The 14,988-nt window shown below is 67.6% G+C and carries 16 protein-coding genes; 8 read left to right on the top strand and 8 right to left on the bottom strand.

Going from position 1 to position 14,988, the window contains the following annotated elements; translation table 11 throughout:
- Positions 1 to 3 precede the first annotated feature (3 nt).
- Genes ccoO through ccoS form a run of 7 tightly spaced genes read left to right on the top strand, consistent with a single transcriptional unit; the run spans position 4 to position 5,300 of the window.
- Positions 4 to 738 carry a cytochrome-c oxidase, cbb3-type subunit II gene (ccoO, locus tag AC1DGP_RS28490; protein ID WP_441508152.1) on the top strand — a complete coding sequence of 245 codons (735 nt, stop codon included), beginning with the start codon at positions 4 to 6 and terminating at the stop codon, positions 736 to 738.
- A 4-nt stretch (positions 739 to 742) separates the two neighbouring features.
- Positions 743 to 913: a cbb3-type cytochrome c oxidase subunit 3 gene (locus tag AC1DGP_RS28485; RefSeq protein ID WP_441508153.1), complete on the top strand. Its 171-nt coding sequence runs from the start codon at positions 743 to 745 to the stop codon at positions 911 to 913.
- Between the two features lie 3 nt (positions 914 to 916).
- Complete coding sequence (ccoP, locus tag AC1DGP_RS28480; protein WP_476832783.1) at positions 917 to 1,795, top strand: cytochrome-c oxidase, cbb3-type subunit III; 879 nt, start codon at positions 917 to 919, stop codon at positions 1,793 to 1,795.
- A complete protein-coding gene (locus AC1DGP_RS28475) occupies positions 1,792 to 1,998 on the top strand; it encodes a hypothetical protein (protein ID WP_441508155.1) in 207 nt (68 codons plus the stop codon). The genes ccoP and AC1DGP_RS28475 overlap by 4 nt, the downstream gene beginning before the upstream one ends.
- 25 nt (positions 1,999 to 2,023) lie before the next feature.
- Positions 2,024 to 2,815, top strand: a complete 792-nt coding sequence (locus tag AC1DGP_RS28470) for a DUF2189 domain-containing protein (RefSeq protein WP_476832797.1) — start codon at positions 2,024 to 2,026, stop codon at positions 2,813 to 2,815.
- A complete protein-coding gene (locus tag AC1DGP_RS28465) occupies positions 2,812 to 5,067 on the top strand; it encodes a cation-translocating P-type ATPase (RefSeq protein ID WP_476832782.1) in 2,256 nt (751 codons plus the stop codon). The genes AC1DGP_RS28470 and AC1DGP_RS28465 overlap by 4 nt, the downstream gene beginning before the upstream one ends.
- Positions 5,064 to 5,300, top strand: a complete 237-nt coding sequence (gene ccoS / locus AC1DGP_RS28460) for a cbb3-type cytochrome oxidase assembly protein CcoS (RefSeq protein ID WP_441508337.1) — start codon at positions 5,064 to 5,066, stop codon at positions 5,298 to 5,300. Before AC1DGP_RS28465 ends, ccoS begins: the two co-directional genes overlap by 4 nt.
- Here ccoS and AC1DGP_RS28455 read toward each other — a convergent pair.
- The 3 genes from AC1DGP_RS28455 to AC1DGP_RS28445 are packed head-to-tail and all read right to left on the bottom strand — an operon-like array spanning position 5,297 to position 9,661.
- Positions 5,297 to 7,351 (bottom strand): DUF2809 domain-containing protein, encoded by a 2,055-nt coding sequence (locus AC1DGP_RS28455; protein ID WP_476832781.1) that lies wholly within the window; start codon positions 7,349 to 7,351, stop codon positions 5,297 to 5,299. The genes ccoS and AC1DGP_RS28455 overlap by 4 nt on opposite strands.
- Positions 7,348 to 8,052 (bottom strand): response regulator, encoded by a 705-nt coding sequence (locus AC1DGP_RS28450; protein WP_476768738.1) that lies wholly within the window; start codon positions 8,050 to 8,052, stop codon positions 7,348 to 7,350. The genes AC1DGP_RS28455 and AC1DGP_RS28450 overlap by 4 nt, the downstream gene beginning before the upstream one ends.
- Before the next feature lie 13 nt (positions 8,053 to 8,065).
- Positions 8,066 to 9,661: a DUF4153 domain-containing protein gene (locus AC1DGP_RS28445; RefSeq protein WP_476768725.1), complete on the bottom strand. Its 1,596-nt coding sequence runs from the start codon at positions 9,659 to 9,661 to the stop codon at positions 8,066 to 8,068.
- Between the two features lie 535 nt (positions 9,662 to 10,196).
- On the opposite strand from AC1DGP_RS28445, the gene AC1DGP_RS28440 reads away from it, so the two are divergent.
- A complete protein-coding gene (locus AC1DGP_RS28440) occupies positions 10,197 to 10,931 on the top strand; it encodes an SDR family oxidoreductase (RefSeq protein ID WP_441508334.1) in 735 nt (244 codons plus the stop codon).
- On the opposite strand, the gene AC1DGP_RS28435 is transcribed toward AC1DGP_RS28440, so the two are convergent.
- The 5 genes from AC1DGP_RS28435 to AC1DGP_RS28415 form a co-directional block, all read right to left on the bottom strand.
- The gene (locus AC1DGP_RS28435; protein ID WP_441508333.1) at positions 10,882 to 11,808 is read right to left on the bottom strand and encodes a LysR family transcriptional regulator; all 927 of its coding nucleotides are present in this window, start codon (positions 11,806 to 11,808) and stop codon (positions 10,882 to 10,884) included. The genes AC1DGP_RS28440 and AC1DGP_RS28435 overlap by 50 nt on opposite strands.
- Positions 11,809 to 11,976: 168 nt before the next feature.
- Positions 11,977 to 12,504 carry a 2'-5' RNA ligase family protein gene (locus tag AC1DGP_RS28430; RefSeq protein ID WP_441508332.1) on the bottom strand — a complete coding sequence of 176 codons (528 nt, stop codon included), beginning with the start codon at positions 12,502 to 12,504 and terminating at the stop codon, positions 11,977 to 11,979.
- Between the two features lie 314 nt (positions 12,505 to 12,818).
- On the bottom strand, positions 12,819 to 13,208 hold the full coding sequence (locus AC1DGP_RS28425) for a c-type cytochrome (RefSeq protein ID WP_441508331.1): 390 nt from the start codon (positions 13,206 to 13,208) through the stop codon (positions 12,819 to 12,821).
- A gap of 12 nt (positions 13,209 to 13,220) precedes the next feature.
- Complete coding sequence (locus tag AC1DGP_RS28420; protein ID WP_441508330.1) at positions 13,221 to 13,568, bottom strand: hypothetical protein; 348 nt, start codon at positions 13,566 to 13,568, stop codon at positions 13,221 to 13,223.
- 2 nt (positions 13,569 to 13,570) lie between these two features.
- Positions 13,571 to 14,899: a sulfite oxidase gene (locus tag AC1DGP_RS28415; protein ID WP_441508329.1), complete on the bottom strand. Its 1,329-nt coding sequence runs from the start codon at positions 14,897 to 14,899 to the stop codon at positions 13,571 to 13,573.
- Positions 14,900 to 14,988 lie beyond the last annotated feature (89 nt).

Here is a 14,988-nt window from a genome sequence, read left to right as displayed (position 1 = left end):
ACCATGGCCGAGTTCTTCCATCGCAGGCTCGAACGCAGCGCCATCGGCTTCGTGCTGGCCATCATCGGCGTCTCGGCGATCGGCGGCTTCGTCGAGATCGCGCCGCTCTTCACCATCCACGAGACGGTCGAGACCGCGCCCGAGATGCGCGTCTACACACCGCTCGAAACGGCCGGGCGCAACATCTATATCCGCGAGGGCTGCTATGCCTGCCACAGCCAGATGATCCGCACGCTGCGCGACGAGGTCGAACGCTATGGACCCTATTCGCTCGCGGTCGAGTCGAAATACGATCATCCGATGCTGTGGGGCTCGAAGCGCACCGGCCCGGACCTGGCGCGGCTCGGCGGCAAATACTCCGACGCCTGGCATGTCGCGCATCTGATCAATCCGCGCGAGGTGGTGCCGCAATCGGTCATGCCGAAATATGGCTGGCTGATGCGCAACGAGTTGCGGACCGAGGATCTCGGCCAGCACCTCGCCGCACTGCGCGTTGTCGGCGTGCCCTATACCGATGCGATGATCGCGAATGCGAGCGCCGATGCCTATGGCCAGGCCCACCCCGACAGCCCCTATGCCAGCGGCGTCAGCGAGCGCTACGGCGAGGCCACGACCATGCGGGCGTTCGACGGGCAGCCAGGCCGCCTGACGGAGATGGACGCGGTGGTTGCTTATCTCCAGGTCCTGGGCCGGCTGACCGATGCGGCGCATCGGCAGACGGCGGCCACGGCAAGGTGAGGCGATGGACATCGATCATCAATCGCTCGTCGGCTTCGCCAAGAGCTGGGGGCTTTTCTACCTGATCGCGCTGGCGGCGGGCGTGCTGATCTATGCTCTGTGGCCCTCGAACCGGGCCCGCTTCGACCGCGCCAAGAAGAGCATTCTCGACAAGGACGACAGGCCGGGGGACTGAAACATGGACCAGGCGAAGCGGGACCCCGTCACGGGACAGTTGACGACCGGTCACGAGTGGAACGGCATCGAGGAACTCGACACGCCGATCCCGCGCGTGGTGCTGTTCTTCCTGGCGGCCTCGACGCTGTTTGCTGTGGTCTATTGGCTGCTGATGCCGGCCTGGCCGCTCGGCTGGACCTATACGAAGGGTCTGCTCGGCAACGACCAGCGCCAGATCGTGGCCCGCCAGGTCCAGGATGCGGCAGCCGAGCGCGCCGGCTGGACCCAGCGCATCGCCAACGCCTCGTTCGCGGAGATCGCCGCCGACCCCGCGCTGATGCGCCATGTGCGCGACACCGGGCGGGCCCTGTTCGGCGACAACTGCGCCGTCTGTCACGGCAGCGATGGCAAGGGCGGACCAGGCTTCCCCAATCTCGCCGCGGGCTCGTGGCTCTGGGGCGGCGAGCCCGAGGCGATCGCCGAGACCATCCGCGTCGGAATCAATGGAACAAGCGGGCAGACGCGCGCCGCGCAGATGATGGCCTTCGGCCGCGATGGCATGCTCGACCGCGAGCAGTTGTCAAACGTCGTCGCGTATGTCCTCTCGCTTTCCGGGCAGCCGCTCTCGGAAGCGGACCAGGCGCGTGTGCCCGCCGGCAAGCAGGTGTTTGCAACGACCTGCATCGCCTGCCACGGCGAGGACGGCAAGGGGCGGCACGATCTCGGCGCGCCGGACCTGACCGACGCCAACTGGATCTATGGCAGCGATCCGCAATCGGTCTTCGACAGTGTCCATAACGGGCGCCAGGGCCATATGCCGAGCTGGGAAGGCCGCCTCTCGCCGACCGACATCAAGTTGCTTGCGCTCTATGTCGGCACGCTGCGGGACGGCGCACGATGAGCCCCGCAACCAACGGGCAAGCGCGGCGGCCCGGCAGCCGGCGGGCGCTCTGGCTGGCGCTGCTGATTGCAGGAGCCGCGCTCGTCGCCTTCGCCAATGCGCATCTGGTCTATGTCGCCATCGGTTCGCAGCCGGACTGCGTGCCGCATGCGAAATCGGCGGGCGAAGCAGGCACGTTTCGTGCCGCCCGCCCGGCCTGCTGAAGCGGGGAGGAGCATCGTGGGCACGATCAAAGACGGCCAGATCGAAAACGGCCAGGACATCCCGCTGCCCCTCGCCGCACAGCGACGGCGCAACCTGCCGGCAGGCGCGGCCCTGGCCTGGCTCGGAGCAGGCTGGCGCGATCTCTGCCACAGCCCCGTGCCGAGCCTGCTCTATGGAGCGGCGGTATTCCTGGTGTCGCTCGGCATCGTCTGGGGGCTGTTCCGCTACGAACTCGACTACATCCTGCTGCCCGCTCTCGCCGGCTTCATGGTGGTCGGGCCAATCCTGGCGATCGGCCTCTACCAGAAGAGCCGCGACATCGAGGCCGGCCGCGCCGTCAGCCTCGCGCGCATGATCTTCGTCAAGCCGGCCTCCGGCGGCCAGGTCTGGTATACCGGCGCCATCCTGTGCCTGCTGATGCTGGTCTGGATGCGGGCCGCGGTAATCATCTATGCGCTGTTCTTCGGCTTGCGGCCTTTCCCCGGTCTCAAGGATGTCCTCGCCATGCTGGTCTCGACGCCAGAGGGCTGGGCGATGCTGCTGGTAGGCACGGTGGCGGGCGGCCTGTTCGCGGCCTTCTCCTTCGCCATCAGCACCTTCGCGATCCCGATGCTGCTCGACGAGAGGGTCGACGCCTTCACCGCGATGGGCACCAGCATCTCGCTGGTCTGGAACAACCTGCMGGTGATGCTCGCCTGGGGCGCGATCGTGCTCGCGCTCTTCCTCCTGAGTGTGGCGACCGGGCTGCTCGGGCTGATCATCGTCTTCCCGCTGCTCGGCCACGCGACCTGGCATAGCTATCGGGCGATCAGATGAGCTGCTGCGCGCCGCCGTTCGACGTCTCCGGCACGTTCGACGGTTCCGCGGCCCGGCAGGAAATCCGGCTCGCCAGCCGCGAGCTGGGCGACGGCCTCAGGCAGGCCGATCTCTCCGTTCCCGATGTTCACTGCGCGGCCTGCATCCGGACGATCGAGACCGGCCTGATGCAGGTTGCCGGTGTCGAGCACGTCCGGGTCAACCTGTCGACCCGGCGCGTCGCCGTGAAGTGGCGCGGCGAGGAGGCCCCCGACCTGCTCGTGGCGCTGGCCCGGCTCGGCCATCCCGGCCACCTCTTCGAGAGCGAGGCGGACCGGTCCGATCCGGAACGCGCCCGCCTGATCCGGGCGCTGGCAGTCGCCGGCTTCTGTTCGATGAACATCATGCTGCTTTCGGTCTCGGTCTGGTCCGGCGCCGAACCGGAGACCCGCAGCGCCTTCCACTGGATTTCGGCCGCGCTGGCCCTGCCCTGCCTCATCTATTCCGGCCGCGTCTTCTTCGACTCGGCCTGGTCGGCGCTGCGCCACGGCCGCACCAATATGGACGTGCCGATCTCGATCGGCATCTGCCTCGCTTTCGGTCTCAGCCTTTACGACACGCTGCATGACGGCCCGCATGCCTATTTCGACGCTGCGACCTCGCTGATCTTCTTCCTGCTGATCGGGCGGACCCTTGACCATCTCATGCGCGAGAAGGCGCGTGCCGCGGTGCGTGGCCTGATGCGCCTGTCGCCGCGCGGCGCAACGGTGCTGCGGGCCGATGGCAGCCGCGACTATCTTCCGCTTGCCGAGATCGTGGCGGGCATGCGCGTCGCGCTCAGTGCGGGCGATCGCATTCCCGTCGATGGCGTGGTCGTGGAGGGAACATCCGAACTGGATTGCGCCATTGTCAGCGGCGAGAGCGCGCCGCGCACCGTGGCCATGGGTGCACCTGTGCGCGGGGGAACGCTCAACCTCTCCGGTCCGCTGACCATTGCCGCAACCGCCGGGGCCGAGACCTCCTTCCTCGCCGAGATGATCCGGCTGATGGAGGCTGCCGAGGGCGGGCGCGCCGGCTATCGACGCATCGCCGACCGGGCCGCCGCGCTCTATTCGCCGGTGGTTCACGCCACGGCCTTCCTCACCTTTCTCGGCTGGATGTTGGCAACCGGCGACTGGCACCGTGCGATCACCATCGCCATCGCCGTGCTGATCATCACCTGTCCCTGCGCGCTCGGGCTCGCCGTGCCGATCGTGCAGGTGATGGCGTCGCGGCGCCTGTTCGAGAATGGCATCATGGTCAAGGACGGCTCGGCGATCGAGCGCATGGCCGAGATCGACATGGCAGCCTTCGACAAGACCGGCACCCTGACGCTCGGACAGCCACGCCTCGTCAATGGCGGCGCCATTGTCCCGGCGGATCTGGCGATCGCGGCCGAGATCGCCCGCCGCTCCAGCCATCCGCTCTCGCGCGCGATTGCCGCTGCAGCGCCGGCCGGCGGCCCCGCGCTGTCGGACCTTCGGGAATATCCCGGTTTCGGCATCGAAGGGTGGCTGCAGGGACAACTCTACCGCCTCGGTCGGGCCGAATGGGCGCTTGCCGCAGGCGCTGGCAGCCAGGAGGCTGGCACTGTGCTCAGCCGCGACGGCACGTTGCTCGCCAGCTTCGTGTTCGAGGAGACGTTGCGTCCGCAGGCGCAGGCCGCAATCGCTGCGTTGCGCAACGAGGACATCGCAATCGCACTGCTCTCCGGCGATACGCAAGCCGCCGTGCACAGCATTGCCGCCAGGGTCGGCATCGGCACGGTCGCCGCGGGGTTGCTGCCGGCGCAGAAGGTCGAGCGGCTCGCCGCCCTCGCGGCCCAGGGCCGCAAGGTGCTGATGATCGGCGATGGCCTCAACGATGCACCCGCGCTCGCCGCGGCGCATGTCTCGATTGCGCCGGCCTCGGCCGCCGATATCGGCCGCAATGCAGCCGATTTCGTCTTCCTGCATGACGGGCTCGACGCGATCCCGACCACACTCAAGCTCGCGCGCGGCTCCGCCCTGCTGGTGCGGCAGAATTTTGCGCTCGCGATCCTCTACAATGCCGTCGCATTGCCGATCGCGATTGCGGGCTATGTCACCCCGCTGATCGCGGCGCTCGCCATGTCGCTTTCCTCCGTCCTCGTCGTCGCCAATGCGCTGCGTCTCAAAGTGGATAAGGCCGGATCCCCTCGCCCGGCCGACGCGATGCCGGCAGAGCCGAGGCTGGCCGCGGAGCCGGGCCAATGAGCAGCCTCGTCTTCCTCGTGCCCCTGGCCCTCCTGCTCGGCGCCTCAGCGCTCGCCGCTTTCCTCTGGTCCCTCAAGAGCGGCCAGTATGAGGATCTCGACGGAGCGGCCGAGCGCATTCTGCTCGATGACAAGGACGACCGGATCGCGACGGGGGAGCGCGACGGCGCCGCTCGGCCCGAGCCCTCGGCGCCCCCCATGAAAGGAAGGGATGAGGCGGTGTCGAGGCGCTAAAGGCGCGCCCGTGCAATGAGGCGGTCCGTCGCCCAGCCCAACGCGATACCGGCGCCATAGGCCGCCAGGTTCCAGGGCGAGAAGACGCGCCCGAGCAGCAGCGCGCCGKGCGTCGTCAGCCTGAAGGCATCGAGCCAGGGCGTGTGATAGAGGCGGCTGAGCTCGACGCAGAGCGCGATCAGCGCGGCAAGGATCGCAAGCCGGGATGCCGGCTGACGCCGAGCGATGATGGTCAGCAGAAGGTAGACCATCGTCCCCCAGAGCAGCGAGCCGCCATATTTCACGACGCCGAACGGCAGCCCGAGCCCCATCCCGAAACGGCGCAGGAGCAGCCCCGCGGCGATCGTTGCGAGGCAAAGGGCGATCATCATCCCGCGCGAGCGCAGGCCCGTCTCGGACTCGCTTGTCTCAGACACATTCGTCTCGACATGGGTTTCCGCCCCGGGCGCCCGTTGAAAGGCCAGTGCGAAGGTGGTGCCGGGCTCGTCGTCGAGAAGCGCGATCGCGCCGCCATGGGCGTTCAGCATGGCGCGGACGATGGACAATCCCATGCCGGTGCCGCCGCTGTCGCGGCGCGTGGTGAAGAAGCTGTCGAAGATCCGCGCCCGGTTGTTCGGGGACACGCCGCTGCCATTGTCGCGCAGGGTGAGGCAGAGCCGGTCCGCCTCCGTGGCCGCGACGATGTCGAGCTCGCTCGCGCCATGACGCAGCGCATTGTCGGTGAGATGGCTGAGGATGATGCGCAGGTTCTCGGCCGAAATGCGGATGGCGCTGTCGAGCGCCCCCTCGGCGCGAATCCGGATGCCGGGGAAATCCCGCTGCAGATCGGCGATTGCCGGAGACAGGCTGGTCGTGCCGCCGGTCGGCGTGCTTTCGGCGCGGGCAAGTTCCCGCAGGCGGTTGGTGATCGCGGTCAGGCGATGCGTGTCGGCGATGATGTTGCCGAGGAAGTGCCGGCGCTTCGCCTCGCTCATCGCAGGGCCGTCACCGGCGCCATCGTCACGCAGCAGCTCGGCCGCGCCCTCGATCGAGGTCAGCGGCGATTTCAGCTCATGCGAGACATGGGCCGCGAAGGTCGCGATGAAATCGGAGCGGTTGTTCAGGCTGCCGGCCATGTCCAGGAAGCTCTGCGACAGGCGCGCGAACTCGGCGGTGCCGTGGTTCGTCAGCGGGCGCATGGCGCTGCGGTCGCCATGACCGATGGCGGTCGTACGCGCGATCAGCTCATGCACCGGCCGGGTGATGGTGCGGTGAAAGGCAAGCCCGATCAGCAGGGTGAGCGCTGCGACGGAGAGGCCGGCCAGCACGACCTTGCCGCGCTCCTCATAGAGATGGCGGAAGACATTGCTCGGCGTGCGCGAGGCATAGAGCACGCCGGCGACGCGATCCCCCAGGATGATCGGCGTCGCCGTGAAGATGCGGATGCTGGTGCCGCGGCTGAGCGAGTAGAGCGGCGGCGGCGCATGGCTCGAGACGCGCTGCCGCAAGGTCGCGGCGAACGAGCCCTGCAGCGCCTTGGCGACCTCCTCGACATGGGCGAGCGACAGGCCGATCTCGTCTCGGCCCGCGATCACCACGCCATGGGGGTCGAGCAGGCGGAAACCGGCGAGCGTGATTGTCTGCGTATCCAGGAGCAGCGGCGAAAGCCGCTCGCCGGCAGCCTTGAAGGTTGCGCCGGCGGGCTCGGGCGCGGGTTTCGCGTCCGGCCTGCGGCCCAGCAGGTTGTCGCGCGTCAGGTCGAGGCTGGGCAGGATCGGCCTGAACGGCTCGTCCGCCGACGAGGACGGCGTTGCCGGAACGTGAGCACCCAGCGCGGCGTCGGCCGGCAGGTTGCTCTCGAAATCGCGCCGGATGGCGGCTGAGAGGGCCACGCTCTGGGCGATCAGCTCGGCCTCGGTCTGGTGGACGAGCTGGTTCTCGTAGATCCGGAAGAAGAATAGCCCGACGAGCGGCAAGGCCAGCACCGCCGTCAGCATCAGGAAGACGATAAGGCTGAGATTGGGCCGCCATTTCGCGGCGACCTGGGCCGGGAACGGGGCAGAGGCCGTCACGTCCCGGCCTCGCAGCGTCCAAGGCGGAAGCCGACGCCGTGCACGGTGTCGATGGCGCTGCCGCAGCCCGATGCCGCGAGCTTGGCGCGGATGTTGCGGATATGGCTGTCGATCGTCCTGTCGGCGACATGGATCGCGCCGCCATAGGCGCTTTCCAGGATCTGCTCGCGGCTGAAGACCTGGCGGGGACGGGCCGCAAAGGTCTTCAGGATCGCGAACTCGATCCCCGTCAGCGGCAGCGCCCTGCCCGCGAAGCTGGCAAGATGCGACTCGGGGTCGAGCCGCAATGCGCCCCAGGAAAGCGGCTCCACCGACGCGGCCCCGACCGAGCGGCCGGTGCGCGTGCGCCTGAGGATGACGGTGACGCGCGCCACCAGTTCGCGCGGGCTGAACGGCTTGGTGACATAGTCGTCGCCACCGATCTCGAGGCCGAGTACCCGGTCGATCTCCTCGTCCCGCGCCGAGAGGAAGAGGATCGGCGCGTCGGAGGATTTGCGCAGCTGGCGGCAGACCTCGAGCCCGTCCATCTCGGGCATGCCGATATCGAGAATGACGAGATCGGCCGGCTGCCGCCGAAAACTCTCCAGGGCCTGCACGCCATCGCGGGCGATTGACGTGGCCATGCCGGCCTTTTCGAGTGCGAAACAGATGACCTCGCGGATATGACTGTCGTCATCGACCACAAGAATGCGGGGCGCCATCGTCACGTGCCTGTCACTGGTCGGCTGGGGCCGGGCTGCTCTTGCCCCCGAGCGGGGCATGGGGAGTGTTAGCCAAGTAGCGCGACAGGCGCCACGCGCGAAAGCCCCAGGCCCGCCAATCCGCCTGTTCCCTGTGGTGGCGATCGGCCATGTACCCACGGTTGCCCGGCAGCCTGTTGGGGTTCCAGGACCAGGTCGAATTGGGGACTGTGCGACCAACTGCGGCGACGCGCGGCGTGTAGCGATCGAAGGCCGGGATCACCTGGGGACCGAGCGATGTCAGATAGGCGGCATCGAGTCGCGAGCCCGTGCCGCGCAGCTCCTGGGAATGGCGGAAATTGTAGTTGGCGATCACCGCCGGCGTGTTGACGAAGCAGAAGGCGTAGAGCGCCAGCGCCAGCGCGGCGGCATTGGCCGAGACGAGCCAGTTGACCGATTTCCGCCCGACGATCTGGACGATGATCAGCACCAGGCCGAGCGCGACGAGCAGCATCCAGATGAAGGCGACGAGCCGGAGCCAGGTCAGCGAATAAGCTTCGACATAGAGATCGAGCCGCAGCAGCGTCGAGACCATCAGCATGATGTTCTGGCCGACCCAGGCGAGAACCAGCGGCCGGACGAGGCGGTGGCGCTCGGAGGCGCCGGCCGGCCGCATCGCGACCAAGACGAAGACGGCCGCCAGCAGCGCCGTGACGACGAGCGGATAGGCGCCGCGATGGGCGTAAGCGGCATAGCTCATGCCGTCCGGCAGTGCGACGCCACCCCAGAGATAGGCGATGTCGAGCAGGGTCTGCACGGCAAAGTGCGCGTTGAACAGGACGAGCGAACGCAGGATCGCCGTGTCGCCGAGGAGCCCGTGGCGATCGGGCGTGAGGGGCGCCGCAGGGTTCGCCTTCGCCTGGCGCTTGCGGGCGAGCCGGACATGCAGCATCGGCCAGACCAGGCAAAGCATCATCAGCCAGAAGGCGGCGCGCCAGGGCGAGAGCAGATCAAGCAACAGCCTGAGGTCGATGCGGTTCAGCCAGATCTCGACGAGCGGATTGGCGGAGGCAAACAGGGTTGCGAACACGCCGACGAGGACCAGCGGCACGACCCAGCCGATGAGCCAGGCGCTGCCGGAGGATGCGCGCCGACGCCGTGCCGAGAGGCGGCCGACACGGCCGATATCCCGCCTTAGCCCGCCGGCGCCGGACAGCAGCATCAGCCTCGCCTGCCGCAGCAGCTCCTGCCAGCGCGCCTGCTGCTGGCTGAGAATGACGGCAAAGGCCGCCGTGCAGAGGATCGCAACGAAGGAAGACAGCAGGCTGACCTCCTCGGCGATGGCGAGCAGCCCCGCCCCCAGCACCGCGAGCGCCAGGATGCGCCTGCCGGCGCCGGCGCGGATTGGGTTCGCCCAGAGCGAAGCGATGGCAAGCGCCGCCAGGAAATAGGCGAGCGAGATGCCGAGCCAATGGCCGTAGAACAGGAAATCGGCGAGCAGCACCAGGCCGGCGGCGAGCCCGAGCCGGGTCGCGAGCCAGCGCGTCGCGCGGCTCGCGAACGGCGATGCCGTCAGCTCCGCTGGCAGGGAGGATATCGGCTCTAGGGGTTCTGCTGAAAGGGAGGACATGGGCATGGGGCTTCGCTGATCGAGGATTCGGGCGCGCGGGGGCCGCGCGGCGGAGCGGGAAAGGCCAGGATGGCGGTCTCGGCAGGGAGCGGTCCGGCCACGAGCCACCAGCCATCGCGGGCCAGCCGGCGCGGCAGCCTTGATGTGAGGGAACGGGGAGCGACGATCTCTGCCATGCCGCAGAGATGCCGCAGCCGATTGCAGCGCCGGTCCTGAGAATGCTCAGGATCTCAGGATTGTTGTGCAGTTTTCGTGCAGGAAACGGCCCCTCCGCGGGAAGCGGCCGTTCGTCGACCCTGATGACCGGCAGTGTCGCCTAAAGCATCGGCCCGAAAAGTGGATTGCGGTTTTCGGGAAAGCCGATGCAAAGACAAAGGGTTAGATCACCGGACTGGATACGATATCCGGTCCGGTGATCTAGCAGGGCCAAGCATCGGTGCTTCCGATACCACGATCGGTTTATTCCGCTTCAAAGGCTCCGCCCGGCCTGCGACGTCTGCCGACGACGTTTCAAAACCCGAAGGGATCGATCATCATGGATAAGGCGCTCGCGCATAAGAAGGTTCTCATCGCCGGAGGCGCATCCGGGATGGGTCTGGCCCTGGCGCGGCACTGCCTCGACGCCGGCGCCGAAGTCATCATCGTCGGACGCAATGAAGCCCGGTTGCGGGCTGCCGAAGAGGCTCTCCGCTTTCCCGCGGCGCTCGCCGCCGTCGTTGCCGATGTCTCCCGCGAAGAGCAGATGGTGACGCTCTTCGAGCGCGTCGGCGCGCTCGACCATGTCGTCTGCACGGTGGCTGACATCGAGGGCGCTTACGAACTCCTGCCCGCACTCGACCTGAAGGCCGTCCAGAGAGCCGTGGACAGCAAGATCTATGCGCCACTGCTGCTGGCCAAGCATGGCGTCTCGAAGATCGGTCGCGATGGCTCGCTCACCTTCACCTCCGGTATCGCCGCCTACAGGCCCTCGGCCCGCGGGGCTGCGGTGGCGGCCGTGAACGCGGCGCTGGAAGGGCTGGTCCGGGCGCTTGCGGTCGAACTGGCGCCGATCCGCGTCAATGCGGTGTCGCCGGGCTGGGTCGACACGCCGATCTGGGCTTTCGTCGCCGGAGACCGCAAGGACGAGGTGCTGGGCGCCATGGCCGAGCGCCTGCCGGTTGGGCGGATCGGTCAGCCCGATGACATTGCGGACGCTGTTCGGTTCCTGATGGGCAACGGGTTCACGACGGGGACGGTATTGCATGTCGAGGGCGGACACCGGCTGATCTGACCGGTTCGAAACTGTCGCTGGCGGCCAGCACATGCTTGAGCGCCGCGGGCTGGATGCGGCGGCGCCGCCATATCATCGAGAGCGAGGGCGGCGGTCCGGGCCATGGTGCGTCCGCGACCTCGCCGCGCTCCAGGGCCTCGGTGACGGCGAAGCGCGGGACGAGGCCGAGGCCCGCCCCGCTCGCGACCAGGCGCACGATCATGGCGATGCTGCCGACCTCGGCTGCGGGGCTCGGGCGTGCGAGGCCCGCCTGAGCGAAAGCCTCGTCGAACAGCCGCCGATAGACGCATCCAACTTCGGTGACGATGAAGCGCGCGCCGGCGAATGCAGCAAGATCCCCGGGGAGCGCGCTGCGATTGTCGGGGGACCCGATGATGACGAGGGGCGCCGTCGCTATCGCACGCCTGGCCAGACGTTCATCGAGATCCGGCTGGTCGAAACGGAAGGCGACATCGATGTCTCCATCCACCAGTTGCCTCAATAGTTCTCCGCTGCTCCCGATCTTGATCGTGAGCGTGATCTCGGGATGCTTGCGCGAAAAGCCTGCAAGCCATTGCGGGAGCTTCGCCGACGCGATGGTCTCCAACGCGCCGATGGTGACGGATCCGGCAGGGTGCGCCGCGATCGCGCTCATCGCCGCCCGCGCTTCATCCGCCAGTTGCGTCAGCTCCTCGGCATAGGGCTGGAGAACTTTTCCGGCAGGCGTCAGCTCCAGACCGAGCCTCGAACGCGTGAAAAGGCCAACCCCGAGTTCAGTTTCCAGGGCCTGGATCTGGTCGCTCACGCTCGACTGCGCGAGATGAACCTCTTCGGCGGCGCGGGTGAAATTCAGCGTTCGCGCCACGGTCAGGAAGGTCTTGAGCGATCTTGAGAGCATGGCGATGCAGTCCGCGATTGTGCATCGATATGCTACGCGGCCGGCCGCCTGCTGACCACCCGCCGCGCCCTTCCGATCACCCGCAAACGGGCAGGCTGCACCGCTCTTCCCCGTGCAGCGAGGACCGCCGCAGGCGGGCCCGAGCATCCGATTCAATCCACGCGATTGCTAAGCCGGCTCTTGGTCCAGCGTTCGCGTCTGCAGGATGCTGACCGGCGGCCAGGACAGGCAATCCGCGACATCGAAGGTCAGCGTGAACGGCGCAAACGGCCGCTTGGCGAAGTCGAAAGCAGACTCCCGCTGTGTCCCACCGATCGCCATCGCGATCGTCAGATGCGGCCTCCAGTGCTCCGCGAGGTAATGCGGGTCGCAGAGTGCGGGATCGACACGTGCATGCAACCTTGCGTGAGCCTCGATCAGGCGCTGATCGAGGCTGGGATTCAGCCAGAGCACCAGCGGCTCGGTATCGAAGAATTCAATCCGCTCGAAGGTCAGCGCGAAGGCCGGTTCGCCCGCGAGCGCCTCCGCGGCGGCGGCGAGGCTGGATGTCCCGATCGCCGGGCAGCGCGCCAGCGTGATGTGGGGGAAATAGCCGAGCGCGCGGATCGAGGGCGCGGTCTCGAAGGCCGAGGCCTTGTCGACCAGCGCCCAGAAGGGCTTTGCAGGGTCCTGCGTGCGCAGGGTGATGCCGAACATGCTGCAGCCTGTGTGCCCCGCCTCGCCCCTTCCTGCAACTGCAGAAGCGGGACGGAGAGACCGCAAGGCTTCGAGCGTCATGCCCGCCACGGCCCGGCGACCGTGCCTTGCCCTACCCCGGCCAGCCCGAGGCGCGCGCCGATCCAGCCGTCATCGTCACGAAGCGCTGCAACCTGCGCGGCCGGGCTAGATCATAGGACAGGAAATCCTATCCGGTCAGATGATCTAACCCTTTGTATTTGCGCCGGCTCTGTCCCGAAAACCGCAATCCACGTTTCGGGCCGATGCTTTAGAGGGCACCGGGGCGCGCTCCGTCACCCACCCTTCTTTCCGCTCGCATCGAACTGCTTGAGGAAAGCCAGCAGATCGGCGATGCGCTTCTCGTCCTTCAGTCCGGCATAGATCATCTTGGTGCCCGGCACCTTTGTGCGCGGGTTCTGGATGTAGTTGGCGAAGGTGGCGTCGTCCCAGGTCAGCCCGGAATCCTTCATCGCGGCGCTGTAGCCATAGCCTTCGCGGGTTCCGGCCTTCTGGCCGATCACGCCGTTGAGGATCGGCCCGACCGTGTTCTTGGCGGTCTCGCCGAGCTGATGGCAGGCGCGGCACTGGGCATAGACCTTCTCGCCGGCGGCGGCATCCTGGGCACGGGCGGGCTGGGCGGCGGCCGCGAGCAGCGCGGCCCCCAGCAGTGAGGCAAGCTTCATATCGTTGGAGTCCTATGGTTTGGGCGCGAAGGGACTGACCCAACCGCCGCTCTGGGCCGGAGCCTTCGGCGGAAAAGCCTGGGCGAGATAGTCGAGCAGGATCGCGCGCATCTCCGGATCGGGCGCCGACATGCTGTGCTTCTCGGTCATCCAGTTCAGGGTTTCGTCCCAGCGGACGCGATCCATGCCCTGGCGGCCGACGACCTTCATCGAATGGCAGCCGATGCAGTAGCCAAAGGTTTCGTCGCGGCCGCGGAAATCCGGCAGCGACTCGGGCGTCTCCTCCTGGGCAAAACTGCCGGCGGGGGCGAGGAGGATGGCCGCAAGAGCGGCCATCCGGAGCGAGTGAAGCGCGGCCATCGTCAACCGACCAGGATCGCGGTGCGGTGGAACGGGTTGGAGCCGTAGCCCTGCGGGTTCCAGTTGGTCGCGACATGCGGCTGGGCAACCCCGCGGGAATCCGTGGCGCGGACCCAGAGCTCGAAATAGCCCTCGCTCGGCAGGGTCACCGCGCCGGTCCAGCGCACCCAGTCATAGCGGTTCTTCGGCTTCGCCAGCGTCATGGCCTGCCAGCGCTGGCCGGCATCGAAGGAGACCTCGACCTTGGCGACATCGTGATCGCCGGCCCAGGCGGCACCGCGCAGGGCGACCTCGCGGGTAGTAGCCGGCAGGCGCGTGCCATTGGCGGGCGCGGTGATGATCGAGCGCACCGGCATCGAGGTCATGTCGGTGAAATTGGTCTTGCCGTCGGCATTCGACCCGGGAATGAGCGGCACGGTCGGGATGCGGTAGGAGGTTCCGCCCATGCCCTGCCCGTCATGCGGGGTTGCGCGCACCAGGATGCGGTTCAGCCATTTCGACGAGAGTGAGGCCGGCCAGCCCGGGACGAGCAGGCGCAACGGGCCGCCATGGATATGCGGCAGCGGCTCTCCGTTCATGGCCCAGACGATCAGCGAATGCGGCTCGAGCGCCTTCTCGATCGGCATGCCGCGCGAGATCGCATCGCGGGTGGTGTCGCCGGAGAGATGCGGATCGGCGCCGAAATGGCCGGTGAACCTGGCGCCGGCTTTGAGACCCGCGGCCTTCAGCACATCGGCGAGGCGCACCCCGGTCCATTCGGCGCAACCGGCGCCGCCATTGGTCCATTGGTTGCCGCGCCCGGCTGGCTGGTAGAAGGAACGGCCATTGCCGCCGCATTCCAGCACCATCCGGAAGGTCTGTGCCGCGAAGCGAGATTTCAGCTCGGCCAGAGTCAGGGTCAGCGGCTCCTCGACCTCGCCCTCGATCTTGAGCTGCCAGGTCTCGGCATTCGCCACCGGCTCGGGGATCTGACCGTTATTGCGAATGAAGAATTTTGAGATCGGCGTGGTGTCGTCATTGAGCAGGCTTTCCGGCGTCTCGGCGACGAGTGGCCGATCGCCCAGAAGCACCAGGCCCTTGTCCTTGCCCGGAAAATCGAAGGGCTGCGGCCCCTTTGGCGGGGCGGCTGCGGGCGCGGCAGCAGGAGCGCCCTGCGCGGCAGCCGACGATACGATCGAGAGGCGCGGCAGGCCGCCAAGCGAGGCGCCGAGCGCTGCCAGGCTGCCGCCGAGCAGGAGGCGTCGCGATGCGCGTGGGGCGGTGGAGCGTTCGGAGACTGAATCGTGATGCGGTTCGGCGGCGGCATCCCGCGCCTGGACGTCTTCCAACATGGTGTTTTCTCCCGAGGACATGTTCCTCGCTGGAGACGACGCCGGGCCGATGCGATTTATTCCAGGTCGAGAAAAATATTCTGGCGGAG

The sequence above is a fragment of the Allobosea sp. 05T433 genome, from assembly GCF_056396065.1.
Note: the sequence above shows the minus strand (reverse complement) of the source record. Positions and strands in the feature narration are given on the sequence as shown.